Here is a 17,586-nt window from a genome sequence, read left to right on the forward strand (position 1 = left end):
GGAGATGAGATCGTGATGCGCTTGCTCGTCATCGCATCATGATCGAAGAGAACTGATGACGGATACACCTCCCACCGTGACCGAGAGCGCCTTGCGCGGCATCGGCTGCAAATGTCCGCGCTGCGGCAAGGGCAAGCTCTACTCGGGTTTCCTCACGCTCGCGCCGCGCTGCGAGAATTGCGGCCTCGACTACGCCTTCATCGATTCCGGCGACGGTCCGGCAATCTTCGTCATCATGCTGGCGGGTGCGATCGTGGTCGCGGCCGCGCTGATCGTCGAGGTGAAGTACCAGCCGCCGTTCTGGGTTCACGCGGCGCTGTGGCTGCCGCTGATCATCGTCACCACGATCCTGCCGTTGCGGTCGATGAAGTCGCTGCTGATTGCACTGCAATTCCACCACAAGGCCGCCGAAGGCCAGTTGATCCGCCGCGACCCGTCATGAGCAGCACAGCTATGCGCCGGCCCGGCGCCGCCGGCTTCGGCATCTTCACGCTGATCCTGATCGTGGTCTTTGTCGGTCTCGGCATCTGGCAATTGCAGCGCCGGGTCGAGAAGCATGCCCTGATCGCGCAGCTCGACTCCCGGCTGGCGGCGGCGCCGGAGGCGTTGCCGCAGCCGTCGCTGTGGCCCACATTGACGTCAGCCAAGGATGAATTCCGTCGCGTCACCTTCACGGCAACCTACACGAAGTTGCCGGATGCGATGGTCTACAGCTCCGGCTCCGCCGTCCGCGCCGATATCAGCGGCCCCGGCACCTGGGCGTTCCTGCCGGCGAAGCTGCCGAGCGGCGAGACGATCGTGATCAATGCCGGTTTCGTGCAGAACACGATGCAGGATCGTTCCTTCGAAGACCGCGTCGTCGGCCGTCTCGTCACCGGCCAGCCTGTCACCCTGACCGGTTACATCCGGTTTCCCGAGCGCCCAGGCCGGCTGACGCCGGCGGCAGAGGTGCCGAAGCGGCTGTGGTTTGCGCGCGATCATCGCGGGATGGCGCAGGCGCTCGGCTGGGGCGAGGTGGCGCCGTTCTACATCGATCTCGAGGCGCCGGTACCGGACAGTGGCACGCCGAAGCCAGGTCCGCTGCAGGTGCATCTCAAGGACGACCACATGCAGTACGCCATCACGTGGTTCTCGCTGGCGGCCGCCGTCATCATCGCCTTTGGCCTGTGGTGGCGCGGCCAGCGGCGCAAGGGCGCCTGACGGCAAGTTGCACGAGGCGAGCGCATTGCCTGGCGCGGCGACCCGCCTGTTCAGCTATCGCAGACCATCCTCAGTGCCCGACGCTGACCGCACCGCCGAGCTTGACCTTGCGCAGCGTCAGCGCGAGCGGGACGGCGGAGAGCGAGATCAGCATCAGCACCCAGAACGCGTCCATGTAGGACAGGAACGACGCCTGGGTCTGCACCTGCTGGCCGATCCACTGGATCGCCTGGTCGTGCGCATGCGCCAGCGAGCTGCCCTGAGCGACGAAGAAGTTGGTGACCTGATGCAGCGTGTCCTGATATTGCGGGCTTGACGGCGTCACCTGCTCGACCAGCCGGCTCTGGTGGAACTGGGCGCGATGCGCCAGCACGTTGGACACGATCGAAACACCGATCGAGCCGCCGGTGTTGCGCGCGGCGTTGATCAGCGCGGACGCCTGGTCGGTCTTGTCAGGCGGAATGCCGTCATAGGACGCGGTCATGATCGGCACGAAGATCAAGGGCAGGCCGACGCCGATCAGCATGCGCGTGCGCGCCATGAACCAGAAGCCGAGGTCGCCATACACGTTGGTCATGCCATACATCGAGATCGCGATGATCAACGCCCCGACGACGATCAGATATTTCGGCTGCACCTTGGCGGCGAGGCGGCCGACCACGAACATCATCAGCATGGTGACCACGCCGCCGGGCGACAGCACGAGGCCGGCCCAGGTCGCGGTGTAGCCGAAATCCTGCTGCACGAGCTGCGGCAGGAACTGGGTGGTCGCGAGCAGGATGGCACCGGTCGCCAGCATCACCAGGAAGCAGGCGCCGAACTGGCGGGTTGCCACCATCCGCAGGTCGATCATCGGATTGCGCCGGGTCATCTCCCACGGGATCATCAGCACGAACGCCGTGGCGCAGATCACTGCTGACGTGACGATGAAGGAGGAGGCGAACCAGTCGTCTTCCAGGCCGCGGTCGAGCACCACTTCGAGCGCGCCGAGGAAGGTCGCAACCAGCGCGAAGCCGATGAAATCGAATCTGTTGTCTGGCTGCTGCGCGCCCTTGGCCTGCTCGGCAGGCTCATGCAGCACCGCCGCGATCAGCGCGATCGCAAAGGCACCGACCGGGGCGTTGATCAGGAAGCACCAGTGCCAGGAGAGATTGTCCGACAGCCAGCCACCGAGGGTCGGCCCGACCACCGGTGCAACCACCACGGCGACGCCGAACACCGCGAAGGCCTGGCCGCGCTTCGCCGGCGGAAACGCATCGGCGAGAATCGACTGCGCGACCGGCACCATGCCGCCGCCGCCGAGGCCTTGCAGAATGCGGAACAGCAACAGCGCGTTCAGGCTGGGCGCGAACCCGCACAGGATCGAGCTCACGGTGAAGATGCCGAGACAGATCAGGAAGAACGTCTTGCGGCCCAGCATCCGCGCAAGAAAGCTGGAGGCGGTCAGGATGATGGCGTTGGAGACCAGATAGGTCGTCACGACCCAGGAAGCTTCGTCCTCGCTCACCCCCATGCCGCCTGCGATATAGGGCAGCGCCACATTGGCGATCGTGGTGTCGAGCACCTCCATGAAGCTCGCGAGCCCAACCACGATGGCGATCAGCCAGGGGGTGGCGCTCGGCACCGGGGCGCTTCTGGCATCGATCGCGGCGGCGCTCATGGCAGCCTCCGGTCACCTAGCTGTCCAAGGCGCTCGAGCAGCGACGGCGAGGGATCGATGCGCACGGTCGGGACCACGGACATGCCCGGGCCGAGCGCGACGTCGGTCGGCGGGTTGTCCATCACGATCTTGACCGGCACGCGCTGCACGATCTTGACGTAGTTGCCGGTGGCGTTCTGGGCCGGCAGCAGCGAGAACGCGGTGCCGGATCCGGGTTGCACGCTCGCGACATGGCCGTCGATCGTGCGTCCCGGATAGGCGTCGATCTTCAGCGTCACCTTCTGTCCCGGCCGCATCCGGGCGAGCTGGACCTCCTTGAAGTTGGCGGTGACCCAGATCTCGTCAGGCACGAACATCGTGAGGTTAGTGCCGGTCTGCGCGAACTGGCCGACGGCGGCCGAGAGGTTGGCGATGTGCCCCGGCTGGGCCGCCGTCACCGTCGTGTAGGACAGATTGAGTTTGGCCTGGTCGCGTTGGGCCTCGGCCTGCGCGAGATTCGCGACCGCGCTCTTGCGTTGCGCCTTGAGCGCCTCGACCTGCCGCTGCGCCAGGTTGAGAGTCGCCTTCGCGCTGACCAGTGCGGACTGCTGCTGATGCAATTGTGAGGTGTACTGCTGGGAGTTCTGAACCGTACCGTAGCCGGTCTGCTCCAGGTGCTGGTAGCGCGCCGCCTGCTGCTGGGCGAATACCAGCGCCGCCTGGCTCTGGTCGACTTGTGCCTGGTTGGCTCCGATCTGTGCCTGCTGCACGTCGAGTTGCGCGTCGATGTTCTCAATGCTGGCGCGCGCGGCCGCGACCTGGCCTTCGGCCTGCGCAAGCGCGACGCGGTAGTCGCGGTCATCGAGACGGGCGATCACCTGGCCGGCGGCGACGTGTTCGTTATCGGTCACCGGAACGGCGGTGATGTATCCGGACACTTTCGGCGCGATCGCAGACTGCCGCGCCGCGATGAAGGCGTCGTCGGTGGATTCGAAATGCCTTGAATAGTCCATGTAGAGATAGCCGCCGCCAAGCGTGGCAGCGACCAGCACGGCGCCGATCGCGGAGACCACGGGGCGGCGGCGCAGGAAGTTGGTTCCGGGCGGCTTGGCAGGAGCCTGCGGTGTGGCCGTCTCAGACTGCGGCGCTTTGCCGGATGGAGGGTCTTTCGCTGCCGGAGCACGCGCGGCGGGTTCCGGCTTGTGGGATTTGACGCTGGGCTCATGCGAGGTCGCATCAGCAGGCGGGCTTGCAACGCCCTCGAGTCCTGCCGCGCCTCGTTCCAAAACACTGTCTTCGAACATGTCGCTGCTCCTGCTGTGCGCGAGGTCCGCGAACATCTGCGAGAGCCTCGCATAAAGGAACGATATCGTTTCCTTCTGTGCGGCAAATAGTCTCGCTTCGGCGCTGCGTCAATAGGAACGGTACAGTATCGTTCTATTTACAAGCAGATTTGATGGAGGTAGATTGATCCGCAACGCCGCTCGTCGGCGATGGAACCCGATGTCATGAGCACCAGCATTCTGAAGAAAACGACCTCGCGACCGAAGCGGACCGAGGTGCGCCTGGGACGCCCGCCGAAGGAACTGATCGGGGAGGTGGATGAGCGCATCCTCGACGCTGCCCGCACGGTGTTTTTGCAGCGCGGGTTTGAAGGCGCGAGCATCGACGAGATCGCTGAGGTCGCCCGCTCCGGAAAGCGCACGATCTATGCCCGCTTCGAGGACAAGCGGGCGCTGTTCACCGAAGTGGTGACGCGGGACATCCTGGCGCGCATCGCGGAATACAAGGTCGAGGCGCCGACCGGCGCCACGGTCGAGGAGCGCCTCACCAATGCAGCTTCCACCATGCTGCACTGGGGGCTCGACACCGACAGGATCGGACTGATGCGGCTCGCCATCGCCGAGGCGCGCCGCTTTCCGGATCTGGCTGCCACGGTCAATCGGAGGGCCCGCGAGCTCAGCACCGAGCTTGGCGTCCATCTGTTGCGCGATCTCACTCAGTCCGACGAGCTTGCGATGCTGCCCGCCTTCGCTCCCGAGAACTTGCCGACCACAGCGCGGCTATTTCTTGACCTCGTCGCGGTGCCGATGCTGCTCAGGGCGCTGTATGAGGTCGACCTCGGGGTGCTTGACCCCGAGATCGATGCGCATGTGGCGCGCGCTGTTGCGTTCTTTCTCGCCGGCTGCCGGAACGGCAGGACCGAGGCTCGCAGGTAAGCTCAACCTGGCGCGCGCTCGACGGCATGGCGCAGCCAGACCATGCCGCCCTCCAGCGTTTCGCAGTGGGTTAGCCGGAGCGATTGCCCGGCACCTGGCCGATCGCCTTCCGGCCCGTGATAGTCGACGATGCTTTGCGAGCCGGCGACGCCGTCGACGGCCGGCTGGATCAAGGTACTGAATTCGTCGATCAGCCCATGCTTGAAGAAGGCGCCGTTGATGCCGCCGCCTCCCTCGAGCAGCAGCGTCTTGGCGCCGAACAGCGTAGCAAGCTGCGCCATCGCGCCCGGCAGATCATCGCCCCTCGGTCCGGCAAAGATGTAGGACGCGCCGTCCTCGCGTAGTTCGGCGAGATGGGCGTCGGAGACCTGCTCGCCCAGCACTGCGACGGCGTGATCGCCGCCGACATTGTCTTTCCCGAAATGCACGCGGCCCGAGGGATCGATGCCGACCGCCAGCTTGCGACCGTTGCGCTTCGCAAGGTGCGGCTCACGCGGCAGCTTCGGCGGGTTGGCGATGTGCCGTTCGGACCCCTTGGCCATCTCGTTCATGGTCACGCGGCCGATGATCCATCCGTCGGCATTGAAGCCGTCATGGATCCTCTCGTAGTGCGAGCGCAGGACGTCGGCGGAGATGCCCGCAGCCGGCTTGGTGAAGCGGCTGGGATGAAGCTTGCCGTCGATGGACGTGCCCATATGGCAGATGATGTGGGGTCGCATGAGCCTACTCGTCGGTGGAGGTTTGCAAGGACAGGCCGCTGTCGCGGATTGGCGGCGCGGTCTCATTTGGAGAGCCGGCGGCCCATTCTCAACTCCGGTAACGGTGCGGTGTTTCAACTTCGCCGCAGAGCAGCTTTAAGTCCTCAAAATCCGCCACGCCCGCTTTCCTCTCGAACACCCACGCCAGATCTCGATGAGCAAGAAAAACACACTTGCGGCGTGATCGCGTGATATATGCTTGGTCCGCACGCACTTCCCTAACTCGCCAGCCTCGCGCATTGAGGACGCCCAGCAAGTCATTCCTGCACGGAGGACGGAACTGGTTTCGCCCCGCATCCCGCTGACGCTCCTCCTGATATCGCTGGGCGCCATTGCCGCGGTGTGGTGGTGGCTGGGCCTGCCAGCCGACTTGGCCTACGCACCGATCGATCCCAATCATAAAGTCCAGTGCATCTCATACGCCCCGTTCCGCAGCAATCAGACGTCGCTTTCGCCGGCGACGCAGGTGTCGCGGGAGCAGATCGCGGAAGATCTCGCCCAGCTTGCGAAGATAACCGACTGCATCCGTACCTATGCGACCGATCTTGGTCTCGATCAGATTCCCGAATTGGCGGCCAGGGTGGGGCTGAAAGTCATTCAGGGCATTTTTCTTGATCGGGACCGGCGGAAGAATGCAACGCAGATCGCGGCGGGGATACGGCTCGCCAAGCAATATCCGGAAACCATCATCGCGCTCGTGGTCGGCAACGAGGTCTTGTTGCGTAAGGAAATGTCCGTTTCCGATCTCGCCGCCACGATCCGCTCGATCAAGGCGCAGGTCACTGTCCCCGTCACTTATGCCGACGTCTGGGAGTTCTGGCTGAGCAATCGCGAGCTTGGCGACGCCGTCGATTTCGTCACGGTCCATATCCTGCCCTATTGGGAGAATGTCCCAATCCCGGCAGAACATGCCGCCGCTCACGCCGACACGATCCGCCGACGGGTCGCGGCGGCTTTTCCAGGTAAGGAAATCCTTGTCGGAGAAATAGGTTGGCCGAGCGAGGGACGAATGCGCGAGTCGTCACTGGCGTCGCCGGTCAACCAGGCGCGGGTGGTCTCGGAGGTGCTCGAGCTGGCGCGGCGCGAACATTTCCGCGTCAATCTGTTCGAGGCCTATGATGAATCCTGGAAGCGAGAGATCGAGGGGACGATCGGCGGATACTGGGGCCTGTTCGATTCCGAGCAGCGTACGTTGAAGTATCCGCCCGGCGTCCCAATCAGCAACTTTCCGTTCTGGAAGCTGCAAATGTGCGGCGGAATGGCGCTGGCGATCCTGGTGTTCGGCGCGGCATGGCTGACCTTGCGCGGAAAGCCGAGGGAGCCCGACCTCGGCTTGTGGATTGCGCTCGCGCTATCGGCGACGACAGCAGGAATCCTGTTTGGGGTCGCCGCTCAAAAAATGGTCTATGAAAGTTATGGAGCGGGTGGCTGGCTTCTCTGGGGCTCGCTTCTGGCGGCGGCAACGGCCTCGCCGCTGTTTGGCGCCAACGCCCTGATGTCGGGCCGCGCACCGCCCAGCTTTCTGGAGTTGTTGGGTCCGCAGGGCCACCAGACCGAATCGGTGCTCGCGACCATGCACGGATTGGCCTGGATCGTCACCGTCGTGATCGGCACGGCGATCGCACTCGGCCTTGTGTTTGATCCACGCTTCATTGATTTTCCCTACGCAGCTCTCACCATGGCAGCGGTGCCCTTTGCGGCTGCGACGCTGCTCAATCCTCCGAAGAAAGGACTCCGCCCGATGGCGGAATCGCTATTCGCAGGCATCTTTTCTGCAGCGGCAATCTATGCAGGATTCAACGAAGGACCGGCCAACTGGCAGTCGCTATGGACCTGCGCTGCGTTCATCCTGCTTGCGGCCACGCTGTGGCGGGCCCGTGCCTGAGAATGGCAAGATGGGCCGATTGCTTCGACGAATGTCGCTACGCGAGACGTGACTGGCGGCGAAACGAAACGCAAAGCTCGGACAATTCATGTCGCGAGAACGCAAAACCATATCTCAACGACTGTCATCGCCCGCGAAGGCGGGCGATCCAGTATTCCAGAGGCCGCAGTGATTGGTCCGAGAGGCCGCAGCGTACTGGATCCCCCGCATGCGCGGGGGATGACGGCGGAGGGATGGGGTGCATGGCCGAGCCTGTCATCGGGCGCGCGTTCGCGCGACCCGTTGGCTCCTCGCAATGACGGTGTTGAGGCATCGAGCGAGAACCATCCCCGGCGTCGTCCCGGCCGAGTGCGCAATTGCGCACGGGGGGCCGGGACCCATTACCACGAACGGTCATTGTTGAGCGATGCCGGAACAGCTAGTCCCGTTCACAACACCCGCCGCGGAATATGGGTCCCGGCCTGCGCCCATAGGCGTTAAGGTAAGCGGACCATGGTTTGATAGCGTCGGGTTTTCCTCGGCGGCTCGCGAAGATGGCGCTGGAGAATGGGGAGAGATTGGCGGAGACGAGCCATTGCGGGTTGCGGAATGACGGCCTGCAAGAGTGAGACGATGAGCTGACGGAGCAATCGCCAGGCGCCAGGACTGGTCAGGCGGCTTCCGCCAAGCGGGGAGAGTCCTCGAGTTCGTCGACGAGCGGCTCGAGCAATAGAATCATCAGCAGATGAGCAAGGATATGCGATCTGGCGGATCGCTCGTTAGTTCCCGGCGGCCCCTTCAAACCAACCAGGCTCTTCAGCCGCTTGAAGCCCAGCTCGATCCGCCAGCGCAGGCGGTAGAGGGCGAGAATGTCATCCGTGGTGAAGTCATCTGGCGCAAGTGAGGTCACCAGGATGACCCAATCGGCGGCCTGCAGCGTTTTATTGGAGAGCTGATGGCCGCCCTTCTGTGCGGTCCGGCGCGCCTTGCGCCGCGCCTCGGCAGCGGCCTGTTGCGGCTTCTTGACGGCGACCAGACGCATGGCGAGCGGCGTGCCGCGCTTGGGTTTGATCCAGATCGGACAATCGAGGAGGCCTCGTTCCGCCGCCTTGCGCAGTTCGGCGATCAGATTGAATGCACAGCCCTTACCATCGAGCCAGCGTGCGCTCTTCCAACCCGCTCGAATGACGAAGTCTGCGCCGGCCTGGATCAATGTTGCCATGCGCTCCGGCTGCAAATAGGCCCGATCGGCAAGACGGATCTCGCCCGCAACCGCCGGAATCCGGTCGAGCCTCTCGCCGTCCTGTTGATCGGTCAGTTCGAAGTGGCCAAAACGCTCTTGCGGAAGATCGAACGCGCTGTGAATGCGCCACACCTCGTTCTTCTTCCTGCCATTCAACCCCTTCTTCGGCACCGTCGTGGCATCGATGATGCGGATCAGGCGACCTCGGCCGGCCCTCGGAGCTGCGGCAGCGAGTGCCTGCCCGATCAGGAGCGCCAGCCAATCCCCGCACTGGCGCAAGCGGTACAACAGAGCCACGCTCGAAACATCGACAAGACCGACCGACGTCGCCCATGCCGCCGTCAATCGAAATCCCCGTTCACCAAGGCAATACGCCAGGATCAACCGCAGCAAGTCCACGGCATTGCGTATCTCGCGCGGACGCACGAAAGCCTTCGTCTCCCGTGCGGTCCGATCGAGCGCTGCGGCCCCTCCAAGCCGGGTTACGATCCCCGCCCAGTCGCGATTCGCCAGTGCTTCATATCTCATGCCATGCTGGAATCACGAACCATCCCGCACCGCAAGCCTAACTTAACGCCTATGGGCCTGCGCCGGGACGACGAACGAAGTGCCCGTTCACGATTCCGGCCGTGGCGTGCGGGTCCCGGCCTTCGCCGCGACGACACGCAGGGTGGTCCTTCACTCCATTTCGGTCATGGTCCGCTGGACGTTTCGAGCGGCCCCCTCGAACCCATCGATCGGGCTACCCTTTGTCAGCCCGATCTTCTATGGTGGCCCTTCGGTTCGCAGGCGGCGAACATGATAATTCCATGATATCAAAGGCTTAAGGCTCGGGTCGAAGCCTTTGGAGGGCAGTTTGACGCGGTATATTTCGACCCGGGGCGAAGCCCCGGTTTTGGGCTTCTGCGATGTGATGCTGACCGGGCTCGCCCGGGACGGCGGGCTTTACGTGCCCGAGACCTGGCCGCAGCTCACGCCCGAGGCCATCGCCGCCTTGTTCGGCCGGCCCTATTGGGAGGTCGCGGTCGAGATCATCCGTCCGTTTGCCGCCGGCGAGATTTCGGATGCCGATCTCGGCCGCATGGCAAACGAGGCTTATGCCACCTTCCGCCACCCGGCGGTGGTGCCGCTCCGCCAGATCGGGCCGAATCAATTCGTGCTCGAGCTGTTCCACGGTCCGACGCTGGCGTTCAAGGACGTCGCGATGCAGTTGATCTCGCGGCTGATGGATCACGTGCTCGCCACGCGCGCGGAGCGCACCACCATCGTGGTCGCGACCTCGGGCGATACCGGCGGCGCCGCCGTCGAGGCGTTTGCGGGTCTCGACAACGTCGATCTCGTCGTGCTGTTCCCGAATGGGCGCATCTCCGAGGTGCAGCGTCGCATGATGACGACGACCGGCGCAGCCAACGTGCACACGCTCGCGATCGAGGGCACCTTCGACGATTGCCAGGCGATCGTGAAGGAGATGTTCAACAATCACCGCTTCCGCGATGCGGTCGCGCTGTCGGGCGTCAATTCGATCAACTGGGCGCGTATCGTGGCGCAGGTGGTCTACTACTTCACGTCGGCGGTCGCGCTCGGCTCGCCGCAGCGGACGGTCGACTTCACGGTGCCGACCGGCAATTTCGGCGATATCTTCGCCGGCTATGTGGCGAAACGGATGGGGCTGCCGATCCGCTGGCTGCGCATCGCCGCCAACGTCAACGATATCCTGCCGCGCACGCTGAAGACCGGCAATTATGAGGTGCGCGAGGTCCATGCCACGACGTCGCCGTCGATGGATATCCAGGTGTCGTCGAATTTCGAGCGGCTGCTGTTCGAGGCGAGCGGCCGCGACGCCGCCCAGATCCGCCGCCTGATGGCCTCGCTGAAGCAGTCCGGCCGGTTCGCGCTGCCGGATGCGACGCTCGCCGCCGTGCGAAAAGATTTCGACGCCGGCCGCGCCGACGAGACCGAGACGGCGGCCGCGATCCGTGCCGCCTGGCGCGAGGCGGGCGAGCTGGTCGATCCCCATACCGCGGTCGCGCTTGCGGTCGCGGACCGCGACACCTCGGACTCGAAGATTCCCAACATCGTGCTGTCGACCGCCCATGCGGCGAAATTCCCCGACGCGGTCGAGGCCGCCTGCGGGGTGCGCCCGCATCTGCCGGCCTGGCTCGGCGGCCTGATGACCAAGTCAGAACAGATGACTGTCATGAAGAATGATGCCGCAGAGGTCGAGCGCTTCGTGCTGTCGGTCAGCCGTGCCGCCAAGCAGGGAGCCATCGGATGAGCGTTGAAGTTACCAAACTTCCGAGTGGCCTGACCGTCGTCACCGACACCATGCCGCATCTGGAAACCGCGTCGCTCGGCGTGTGGGCCGGCGTCGGCGGCCGCGACGAGAAGCCGAACGAGCACGGCATCTCGCATCTCCTGGAACACATGGCGTTCAAGGGCACCGCGCGACGCTCCTCGCGCGAGATCGTCGAGGAGATCGAGGCGGTCGGCGGCGATCTCAATGCCGGGACCTCGACCGAGACCACGGCCTATTATGCGCGGGTGATGAAAGCCGACGTCGCGCTGGCGCTCGACGTGCTCTCCGATATCCTCGCCAACCCCTCCTTCGTGCCTGATGAGTTGGAGCGCGAGAAGAGCGTAATCGTGCAGGAGATCGGCGCGGCGCAGGATACGCCCGACGACGTCGTGTTCGAGCATCTCAACGAGCTCTGCTATCCGGACCAGCCGATGGGCCGCTCGCTGCTCGGAACCGCGAAGACGCTGAAGAGCTTCGACCGCGACATGCTGCGCGGCTATCTCTCGACGCATTACCGCGCGCCCGACATGGTGGTGGCCGCTGCCGGCGCCGTCGATCACAAGCGCATTGTCGAGGACGTCGCGCGGAAGTTCGCTGGCTTCGACGCCTCGCCGGCGCCGAAGCCGCAGGTCGCGACGTTCGGCAAGGGCGGATCGCGCGTGGTGCATCGCGAGCTCGAGCAGGCGCATCTGACGCTGGCGCTCGAAGGCGTGCCGCAGACCGATCCTTCGCTGTTCTCGCTGCAGGTGTTCACCAACACGCTGGGCGGCGGAATGTCGTCGCGGCTGTTCCAGGAGGTGCGCGAGAAGCGCGGGCTGTGCTACTCGATCTACACCTTCCATGCCCCCTACACCGACACCGGCTTCTTCGGCCTCTACACCGGGACCGATCCGGCCGACGCGCCTGAAATGATGGAGGTCGTCGTCGACGTCATCAACGACGCGGTGGAGACCCTGACCGAGGCCGAGGTGGCGCGAGCCAAGGCGCAGATGAAGGCCGGCCTGCTGATGGCGCTGGAAAGCTGCTCGGCCCGGGCCGAACAGTTGGCCCGCCATGTGCTGGCCTACGGTCGGCCGCAGACCGTGGAAGAGCTGGTGGCGCGGATCGATGCGGTCAGTGTCGAATCGACCCGCGACGCCGCCCGCGCCCTGCTGTCGCGCAGCCGCCCCGCGGTCGTTGCGTTGGGCAGCGGCAGGGGTCTGGACACGGCAGTGTCTTTTGCGGAAGGATTGACGCAGTTGAAGGCAAAGACGTTGCTGCATTAGAGGAAGTTTCACCTCGCCCCCGCTCTTGCGGGGAGAGGTCGGCGCGAAGCGCCGGGTGAGGGGTCGGGCCGCAAAACCGAATCTGTGGAGAGCCCCTTACCCCGACCCTCTCCCCGCAAGAGCGGGGCGAGGGAGGAGAGGTGGTCCGGCGGGGGAGTATTGGGCTATGGCCCTGTTTCGTTTGCCATCCAGCGGACCGGCCGCGCTGATGCCGCGCGGCCACGGGCTGCTGCTGCGGGCGCCGCAGATGTCGGATTTCCCGCAATGGGCGCAGTTGCGCGAATTCAGCCGGGCCTATCTGACGCCGTGGGAGCCGATCTGGCCCTCCGACGATCTGACCCGCTCGGGCTTCCGTCGCCGGCTGCGCCGCTATGCCGAGGACATCGCGACCGACCGCTCCTATCCGTTCATCATCTTCCGCGAATCGGACGGGGTGATGATCGGCGGCATCACGCTCGCCAATGTTCGCCGCGGCATCGTGCAGGCCGGAACGATCGGCTACTGGGTCGGCCAGCCGCATGCGGATCGCGGCTACATGACGACCGCGCTGCGGGTGCTGTTGCCGTCGCTGTTTGGCGAGCTCAACCTGCACCGCATCGAGGCGGCCTGTATCCCCTCCAACGCCCCGTCGATCCGGGTGCTGGAGAAATGCGGCTTCACCCGCGAGGGCCTGGCGCGGCGCTATCTCTGCATCAACGGGATCTGGCAGGATCACCTGCTGTTCGGCCTGCTGCACGAGGATTTCCGCGGTTGATACTCACCTTTTGGCTGATGTCGTGGTGGTCCAGATGCCTTGGGTTCGCCGCCATTGCCTTGCTATAACGCCCGCGCAACAGAACCTCGATGGGAGGCTTTGAGGATATCGATGGGTGACAGGGTGATCAGGCTCGCGATCGCGGCGGCGGTATCGATTGGTCTCAGTGCAACCCTGCTGCCCTCGGCAGCGTCAGCGCAGTCCCTGAGCGATCGCTTCAAGAGCCTGTTCGGCGGCGGTTCGGACTCCTCGAAGCCGGCCACGCCCGCCGCACCGCCTGTGCTCAACGAGAACGATGCCGAGCTGACCTGCCCGCCGGTCCAGGTCCGCTCCGGCGCCTCCACCTACGCGGTGGCCGCGCCCGGCAAGCAGCCGATCGGCAACGACATCAGGTTCCAGGCATCGATCTCGCGCATGGCGCGGCAATGCAACCTGGACCATGGTCAGATCACCGCGAAGATCGGAATCCAGGGCCGTGTGATCGTCGGTCCGTCGGGCGCGCCGCCGACCGTCGAGGTGCCGCTGCGCGTTGCCGTGGTGCAGGGCGGCGTCGGCGAGAAAACGATCATGACCAAGGCCTACACGACCACGGTCCAGATCGACGAGACCGGCAGTGTCCCGTTCAGCCTGGTCGCGGAGGACGTCGTCTATCCGGCGCCGTCGCCTGCGGACAACGACAATTACGTCTTCTATATCGGCTTCGACCCGCAGGCCTTGAAGCCCGAACCCAAGCCGCGCGGCCACAAGAAGCGATAGCGCGCCGCGGCCGGGGGAGCCGACCGTCCAACAAAAAAGCCGGCGCGATCATCTCGCGCCGGCTTTGTTGTGGATGGCGTCGGCTTCAGTTCAGCTTGGAGCGGACTTCCGCAATGCCCTTGCTGACGAGGTCGTCGGCGATCGAGCCTTTGACCGACTGCGACAGGATGGTCGAAGCGGCGGTGACGGCGGCGTTCGCCGCGGCGGCACGGACATCGGCCAGGGCTTGCGCCTCGGCCAGGGCGATCTTGTTCTCGGCGGTCTTGGTCCGCCGGGCGACAAAATCTTCCATCTTGGTCTTGGCCTCGGCCGCGATTCGCTCGGCCTCCGCCTTGGCGCTGGCGATGATCTCCTCGGCCTCGCGCTCCGCGCTGGTCCGGCGGGCTTTGTACTCGCCGAGCAGCTTGTTGGCCTCGTCCTTCAGACGGCGGGCGTCCTCGAGCTCGGCCTTGATGCGTTCGGCGCGATGGTCGAGCGCCGTCAGCAGCGTGCGATGGACACCGAAATAGCCGAACACGATCATCAAGATGACGAACGCGATCGCAACCCAGGTTTCCGGTTCATAGAACATCGGTCTATCCCTTCAGCGAAGCGTCGACGGCGCTATTGACCGCATTCGCGTCCGGCGTCACGCCGGCCAGCCGCTGAACGATGGCGCCGGCCGCATCCGCCGCGATGCCGCGGACGTTGCTCATGGCGCTCGCCCGGGTCGCCGCGATCTGCTTCTCGGCGTCGGCAAGTTTCACCGCCAGTTTGTCTTCCAGCGCCTTGCGCTCGGCTTCGGAGGCCGCGTTCAACTTCTCGCGGGTCTCGTTGCCGATCGCCTGCGCGCGGGCGCGAGCGTTCGCCAGCTCGCTCTCATAGGCCTTCAGCGCAGCATCGGACTCGTCCTTCAGCTTCTGCGCCTGGGCCAGGTCACCTTCGATCTTGTTCTGGCGTGCATCGATCGTCCCGCCGACGCGCGGCAGTGCGATACGCGACACGATCAGATAAAGCGCGACGAACGCAATCGCCAGCGACACCAACTGCGAGGCGAAATTGGAGGAATCGAACGGCGGAAAGGTTCCGCCGTGATGTCCGCCATCGGCCTCGGTGTGGGCACCGGCATTCTGGCCTTTTGCCTCGCCATGACTCTCAGCCATGGTGTTCTCCTGTTGCAGTCATGCGCGCCGCCCGAAGGCGGCGCGAAGGGGTGCCGCTCAGAGCGGAACGAACAGCAGCAGCAGCGCGATCAGCAGCGAGAAGATGCCGAGCGCTTCGGTCACGGCGAAGCCGAAGATCAGGTTGCCGAACTGGCCCTGCGCGGCCGACGGGTTACGCACCGCAGCGGCAAGATAGTTGCCGAAGATGATGCCCACGCCGACGCCCGCACCGCCCATGCCGATGCACGCGATGCCCGCGCCGATAAGTTTAGCTGCTGCCGGTTCCATTTTTAGCTCCTTGAGGAAGATAGACAGATTGGTGGGTGGAGATTCCCCGGACCGCTTAGTGTCCCGGATGAATGGCGTCGTTGAGGTAGATGCAGGTCAGGATCGCAAACACATAGGCCTGCAGGAACGCGACCAGGATTTCGAGAGCGTACAGCGAAATCGTGAGCGCGAGCGGCAGCACGCCGCCGACCCAGCCGAGCGCACCGAGCGAGAAGCCGAGCATCGCGACGAAGCCCGCGAACACCTTCAGCGCGATGTGGCCAGCGAGCATGTTGGCGAACAGTCGGACGCTGTGAGAGACCGGTCGCAGGAAGAAGGACAGGATCTCGATGAACATCACCAGCGGCAGGATGTAGATCGGAACGCCGGAGGGAACGAAGATCTTGAAGAATTTCAGACCGTTCTTGTAGAGGCCGTAGATCAGCACCGTGAAGAACACCATCAGCGCCAGCGCGCCGGTGACGATCAGGTGGCTTGCGACCGTGAAAGTGTAGGGGACGACGCCGACCAGGTTCGAGACACAGAGGAACATGAAGATCGAGAAGATCAACGGGAAGAACTTCATGCCTTCCGCGCCCGCCGTGCTGCGAATCGTCGAGGCGACGAACTCATAGGAAATTTCGGCGATCGACTGCAGCCGTCCTGGAACCATCTCGCGGCCGGTTGCCAGCATCAGCAGCGCGGTCAAGAGAACCGCGATGAACATAAAAAGCGACGAATTGGTGAAGGCGATCGTGTGATTGCCGATGTGGCCGAGCGTGAAGAGGGGCTCGATGTTGAATTGATGGATCGGGTCGATTTTCATCCGCGCGGCTCTTGGTCCACCGGCCATCCTGCCGGCTATCGAATTTCAAATGTCATGACTTCCCGCCAGCGCTCAACGCTTGCCTGAGGCCACGCCCGCAGACCTCACCACGTTGACCACGCCGGCGACGAAGCCGAGCAGCATGAACACGATGAAGCCGAATGGCGATATCGACAGCCAACGGTCGATTCCCCAGCCAATCGCCGCCCCGACGGCAACGCCCGCGATCAGCTCCGAGGAAAGACGAAAACCGAGCGCCATCGCCGAAGCTCTGGCCGCACTGTCCCCGCCTTCAGTACCGGATTGATCAGTCTTGCTCTTCCGGCTGTCGCGAATTTCAGACAACCGATGATCGAGACTTCCGAGCCTTGCGGAAAGCGCAGCTTCGTCGGGAGGCGATTGATCGCGACTTCCATCTGCGCCGTGATTGGTGTTTCCAGCCATGCTGCAAACACTAACCGATGCCGCGGATGATGGAAATTGCGCCCGTCCCCGTCAAAAGCCGCGCGGACCATACTTACCGCGTCTAATCAAGTCAAGATTGCGTCGTCACGGGTTATTGCTTTGATTTTGCTGGGTTTATTTGGAGATATTCAAGGTCAGAGTGACGCAGTGATCGCAGCGCAACAGCTTGTATGCAATGAAGCGATCTTGTGCCGGTATCGTAGCTCTGTTGGGATGGGGCCGAAAGTCTCGTCGTGTTTTCAACCGGAACTCCGCATGCCACGCCAGATCGACTACTACTTCTCGCTGCAATCGCCGTGGGCCTATATCGGCCACCGGCCGTTCGTTGATCTCGTAAGTGCCTATGATCTCAAAGTAAATTATCGACCGGTCTTGCTGGTCGACCTGTTTTCGGAGACCGGCGGGCTGCCGCTCGCCAAGCGCCATCCGGTGCGCCAGCGCTACCGGATGATCGAGCTGCAGCGCTGGCGCGACAAGCGCGGGCTGAATTTCCATCTGCAGCCCGCGAACTGGCCGTTCGATCCGCGGTTGGCGGACGGCGTCGTGATTGCTGCGCTCGAGGCGGGCCTTAATCCCCAGCCTTATCTGCAGAGGGCCTATCCCGCAGTCTGGGAGCTCCAGCTCAATCTGGCCGATCCTGCGACTCTGGTGAAGCTCGCTGACGATGCCGGTCTGCCTGGCCAACAGCTCGTGGAGCGCGCGGGTACGGAAGCGATCAGCGCGGCCTACGAGCAGAACCGGCAAGATGCGCTGAGCGCCGATGTGTTCGGCTCGCCGGGCTATGTGCTCGACGGCGAAGTGTTCTGGGGCCAGGACCGGATCGAATTGCTGGAAGACGCGTTGAAGTCAGGTCGCAAGCCCTATGGCTCAAACGTTCAAGCATGATCGGTGG

Annotated in this window: 18 protein-coding genes; 9 read left to right on the top strand and 9 right to left on the bottom strand. The window is 64.1% G+C overall.

Going from position 1 to position 17,586, the window contains the following annotated elements; genetic code table 11:
- The first annotated feature begins 55 nt into the window (after positions 1-55).
- Positions 56-442, top strand: a complete 387-nt coding sequence (locus tag P6U25_RS04635) for a DUF983 domain-containing protein (protein WP_407150293.1) — start codon at positions 56-58, stop codon at positions 440-442.
- Positions 439-1,200, top strand: coding sequence for an SURF1 family protein (locus tag P6U25_RS04640; RefSeq protein WP_407150294.1), 762 nt, complete (start codon positions 439-441; stop codon positions 1,198-1,200). Before P6U25_RS04635 ends, P6U25_RS04640 begins: the two co-directional genes overlap by 4 nt.
- Before the next feature lie 70 nt (positions 1,201-1,270).
- On the opposite strand, the gene P6U25_RS04645 is transcribed toward P6U25_RS04640, so the two are convergent.
- Together P6U25_RS04645 and P6U25_RS04650 are read right to left on the bottom strand one after the other, a co-directional pair.
- Positions 1,271-2,860, bottom strand: a complete 1,590-nt coding sequence (locus tag P6U25_RS04645; protein ID WP_407150295.1) for a DHA2 family efflux MFS transporter permease subunit — start codon at positions 2,858-2,860, stop codon at positions 1,271-1,273.
- A complete protein-coding gene (locus tag P6U25_RS04650) occupies positions 2,857-4,143 on the bottom strand; it encodes an HlyD family secretion protein (RefSeq protein ID WP_407150296.1) in 1,287 nt (428 codons plus the stop codon). The genes P6U25_RS04645 and P6U25_RS04650 overlap by 4 nt, the downstream gene beginning before the upstream one ends.
- A 204-nt stretch (positions 4,144-4,347) precedes the next feature.
- Here P6U25_RS04650 and P6U25_RS04655 point away from each other — a divergent pair, with 204 nt between their 5' ends.
- Positions 4,348-5,058, top strand: coding sequence for a TetR/AcrR family transcriptional regulator (locus P6U25_RS04655; RefSeq protein ID WP_407150297.1), 711 nt, complete (start codon positions 4,348-4,350; stop codon positions 5,056-5,058).
- A 2-nt stretch (positions 5,059-5,060) separates the two neighbouring features.
- Here P6U25_RS04655 and P6U25_RS04660 read toward each other — a convergent pair whose 3' ends face one another.
- Complete coding sequence (locus P6U25_RS04660; RefSeq protein ID WP_407150298.1) at positions 5,061-5,777, bottom strand: dihydrofolate reductase family protein; 717 nt, start codon at positions 5,775-5,777, stop codon at positions 5,061-5,063.
- A 361-nt stretch (positions 5,778-6,138) separates the two neighbouring features.
- On the opposite strand from P6U25_RS04660, the gene P6U25_RS04665 reads away from it, so the two are divergent.
- On the top strand, positions 6,139-7,701 hold the full coding sequence (locus P6U25_RS04665; protein ID WP_407152417.1) for a glycosyl hydrolase family 17 protein: 1,563 nt from the start codon (positions 6,139-6,141) through the stop codon (positions 7,699-7,701).
- Positions 7,702-8,350: 649 nt separating this feature from the next.
- On the opposite strand, the gene P6U25_RS04670 is transcribed toward P6U25_RS04665, so the two are convergent.
- Positions 8,351-9,451 (bottom strand): IS4 family transposase, encoded by a 1,101-nt coding sequence (locus P6U25_RS04670; protein WP_407148626.1) that lies wholly within the window; start codon positions 9,449-9,451, stop codon positions 8,351-8,353.
- Positions 9,452-9,779: 328 nt separating this feature from the next.
- Here P6U25_RS04670 and thrC point away from each other — a divergent pair, with 328 nt between their 5' ends.
- From thrC to P6U25_RS04690, 4 genes are all read left to right on the top strand, one after another.
- Entirely contained in the window at positions 9,780-11,198 is a 1,419-nt protein-coding gene (thrC, locus tag P6U25_RS04675; protein ID WP_407150299.1) for a threonine synthase, read from the top strand.
- Complete coding sequence (locus tag P6U25_RS04680) at positions 11,195-12,484, top strand: M16 family metallopeptidase (RefSeq protein ID WP_407150300.1); 1,290 nt, start codon at positions 11,195-11,197, stop codon at positions 12,482-12,484. The genes thrC and P6U25_RS04680 overlap by 4 nt, the downstream gene beginning before the upstream one ends.
- 166 nt (positions 12,485-12,650) lie before the next feature.
- Positions 12,651-13,238 carry a GNAT family N-acetyltransferase gene (locus P6U25_RS04685; protein ID WP_407150301.1) on the top strand — a complete coding sequence of 196 codons (588 nt, stop codon included), beginning with the start codon at positions 12,651-12,653 and terminating at the stop codon, positions 13,236-13,238.
- A gap of 111 nt (positions 13,239-13,349) precedes the next feature.
- Entirely contained in the window at positions 13,350-13,994 is a 645-nt protein-coding gene (locus tag P6U25_RS04690) for a hypothetical protein (RefSeq protein ID WP_407150302.1), read from the top strand.
- An 85-nt stretch (positions 13,995-14,079) separates the two neighbouring features.
- Here the strand turns inward: P6U25_RS04690 and P6U25_RS04695 are convergent, their stop codons facing one another.
- The 5 genes from P6U25_RS04695 to P6U25_RS04715 all read right to left on the bottom strand — a co-directional run bounded on the left by P6U25_RS04695 (position 14,080) and on the right by P6U25_RS04715 (position 16,673).
- The gene (locus P6U25_RS04695; protein ID WP_407150303.1) at positions 14,080-14,565 is read right to left on the bottom strand and encodes an ATP F0F1 synthase subunit B; all 486 of its coding nucleotides are present in this window, start codon (positions 14,563-14,565) and stop codon (positions 14,080-14,082) included.
- A 4-nt stretch (positions 14,566-14,569) separates the two neighbouring features.
- Positions 14,570-15,136: a F0F1 ATP synthase subunit B gene (locus P6U25_RS04700; protein ID WP_407150304.1), complete on the bottom strand. Its 567-nt coding sequence runs from the start codon at positions 15,134-15,136 to the stop codon at positions 14,570-14,572.
- A gap of 57 nt (positions 15,137-15,193) precedes the next feature.
- Positions 15,194-15,424 carry a F0F1 ATP synthase subunit C gene (locus P6U25_RS04705; RefSeq protein WP_016847054.1) on the bottom strand — a complete coding sequence of 77 codons (231 nt, stop codon included), beginning with the start codon at positions 15,422-15,424 and terminating at the stop codon, positions 15,194-15,196.
- Positions 15,425-15,479: 55 nt separating this feature from the next.
- A complete protein-coding gene (locus P6U25_RS04710; RefSeq protein WP_407150305.1) occupies positions 15,480-16,229 on the bottom strand; it encodes a F0F1 ATP synthase subunit A in 750 nt (249 codons plus the stop codon).
- A 72-nt stretch (positions 16,230-16,301) separates the two neighbouring features.
- The gene (locus P6U25_RS04715; RefSeq protein WP_407150306.1) at positions 16,302-16,673 is read right to left on the bottom strand and encodes an AtpZ/AtpI family protein; all 372 of its coding nucleotides are present in this window, start codon (positions 16,671-16,673) and stop codon (positions 16,302-16,304) included.
- Between the two features lie 276 nt (positions 16,674-16,949).
- On the opposite strand from P6U25_RS04715, the gene P6U25_RS04720 reads away from it, so the two are divergent.
- Positions 16,950-17,579: a 2-hydroxychromene-2-carboxylate isomerase gene (locus tag P6U25_RS04720; protein ID WP_407150308.1), complete on the top strand. Its 630-nt coding sequence runs from the start codon at positions 16,950-16,952 to the stop codon at positions 17,577-17,579.
- The last annotated feature ends 7 nt before the right edge of the window (positions 17,580-17,586 follow it).

The organism is Bradyrhizobium sp. ORS 86 (genome assembly GCF_045571475.1).
In the GTDB taxonomy this organism is placed as follows: Bacteria; Pseudomonadota; Alphaproteobacteria; order Rhizobiales; family Xanthobacteraceae; genus Bradyrhizobium.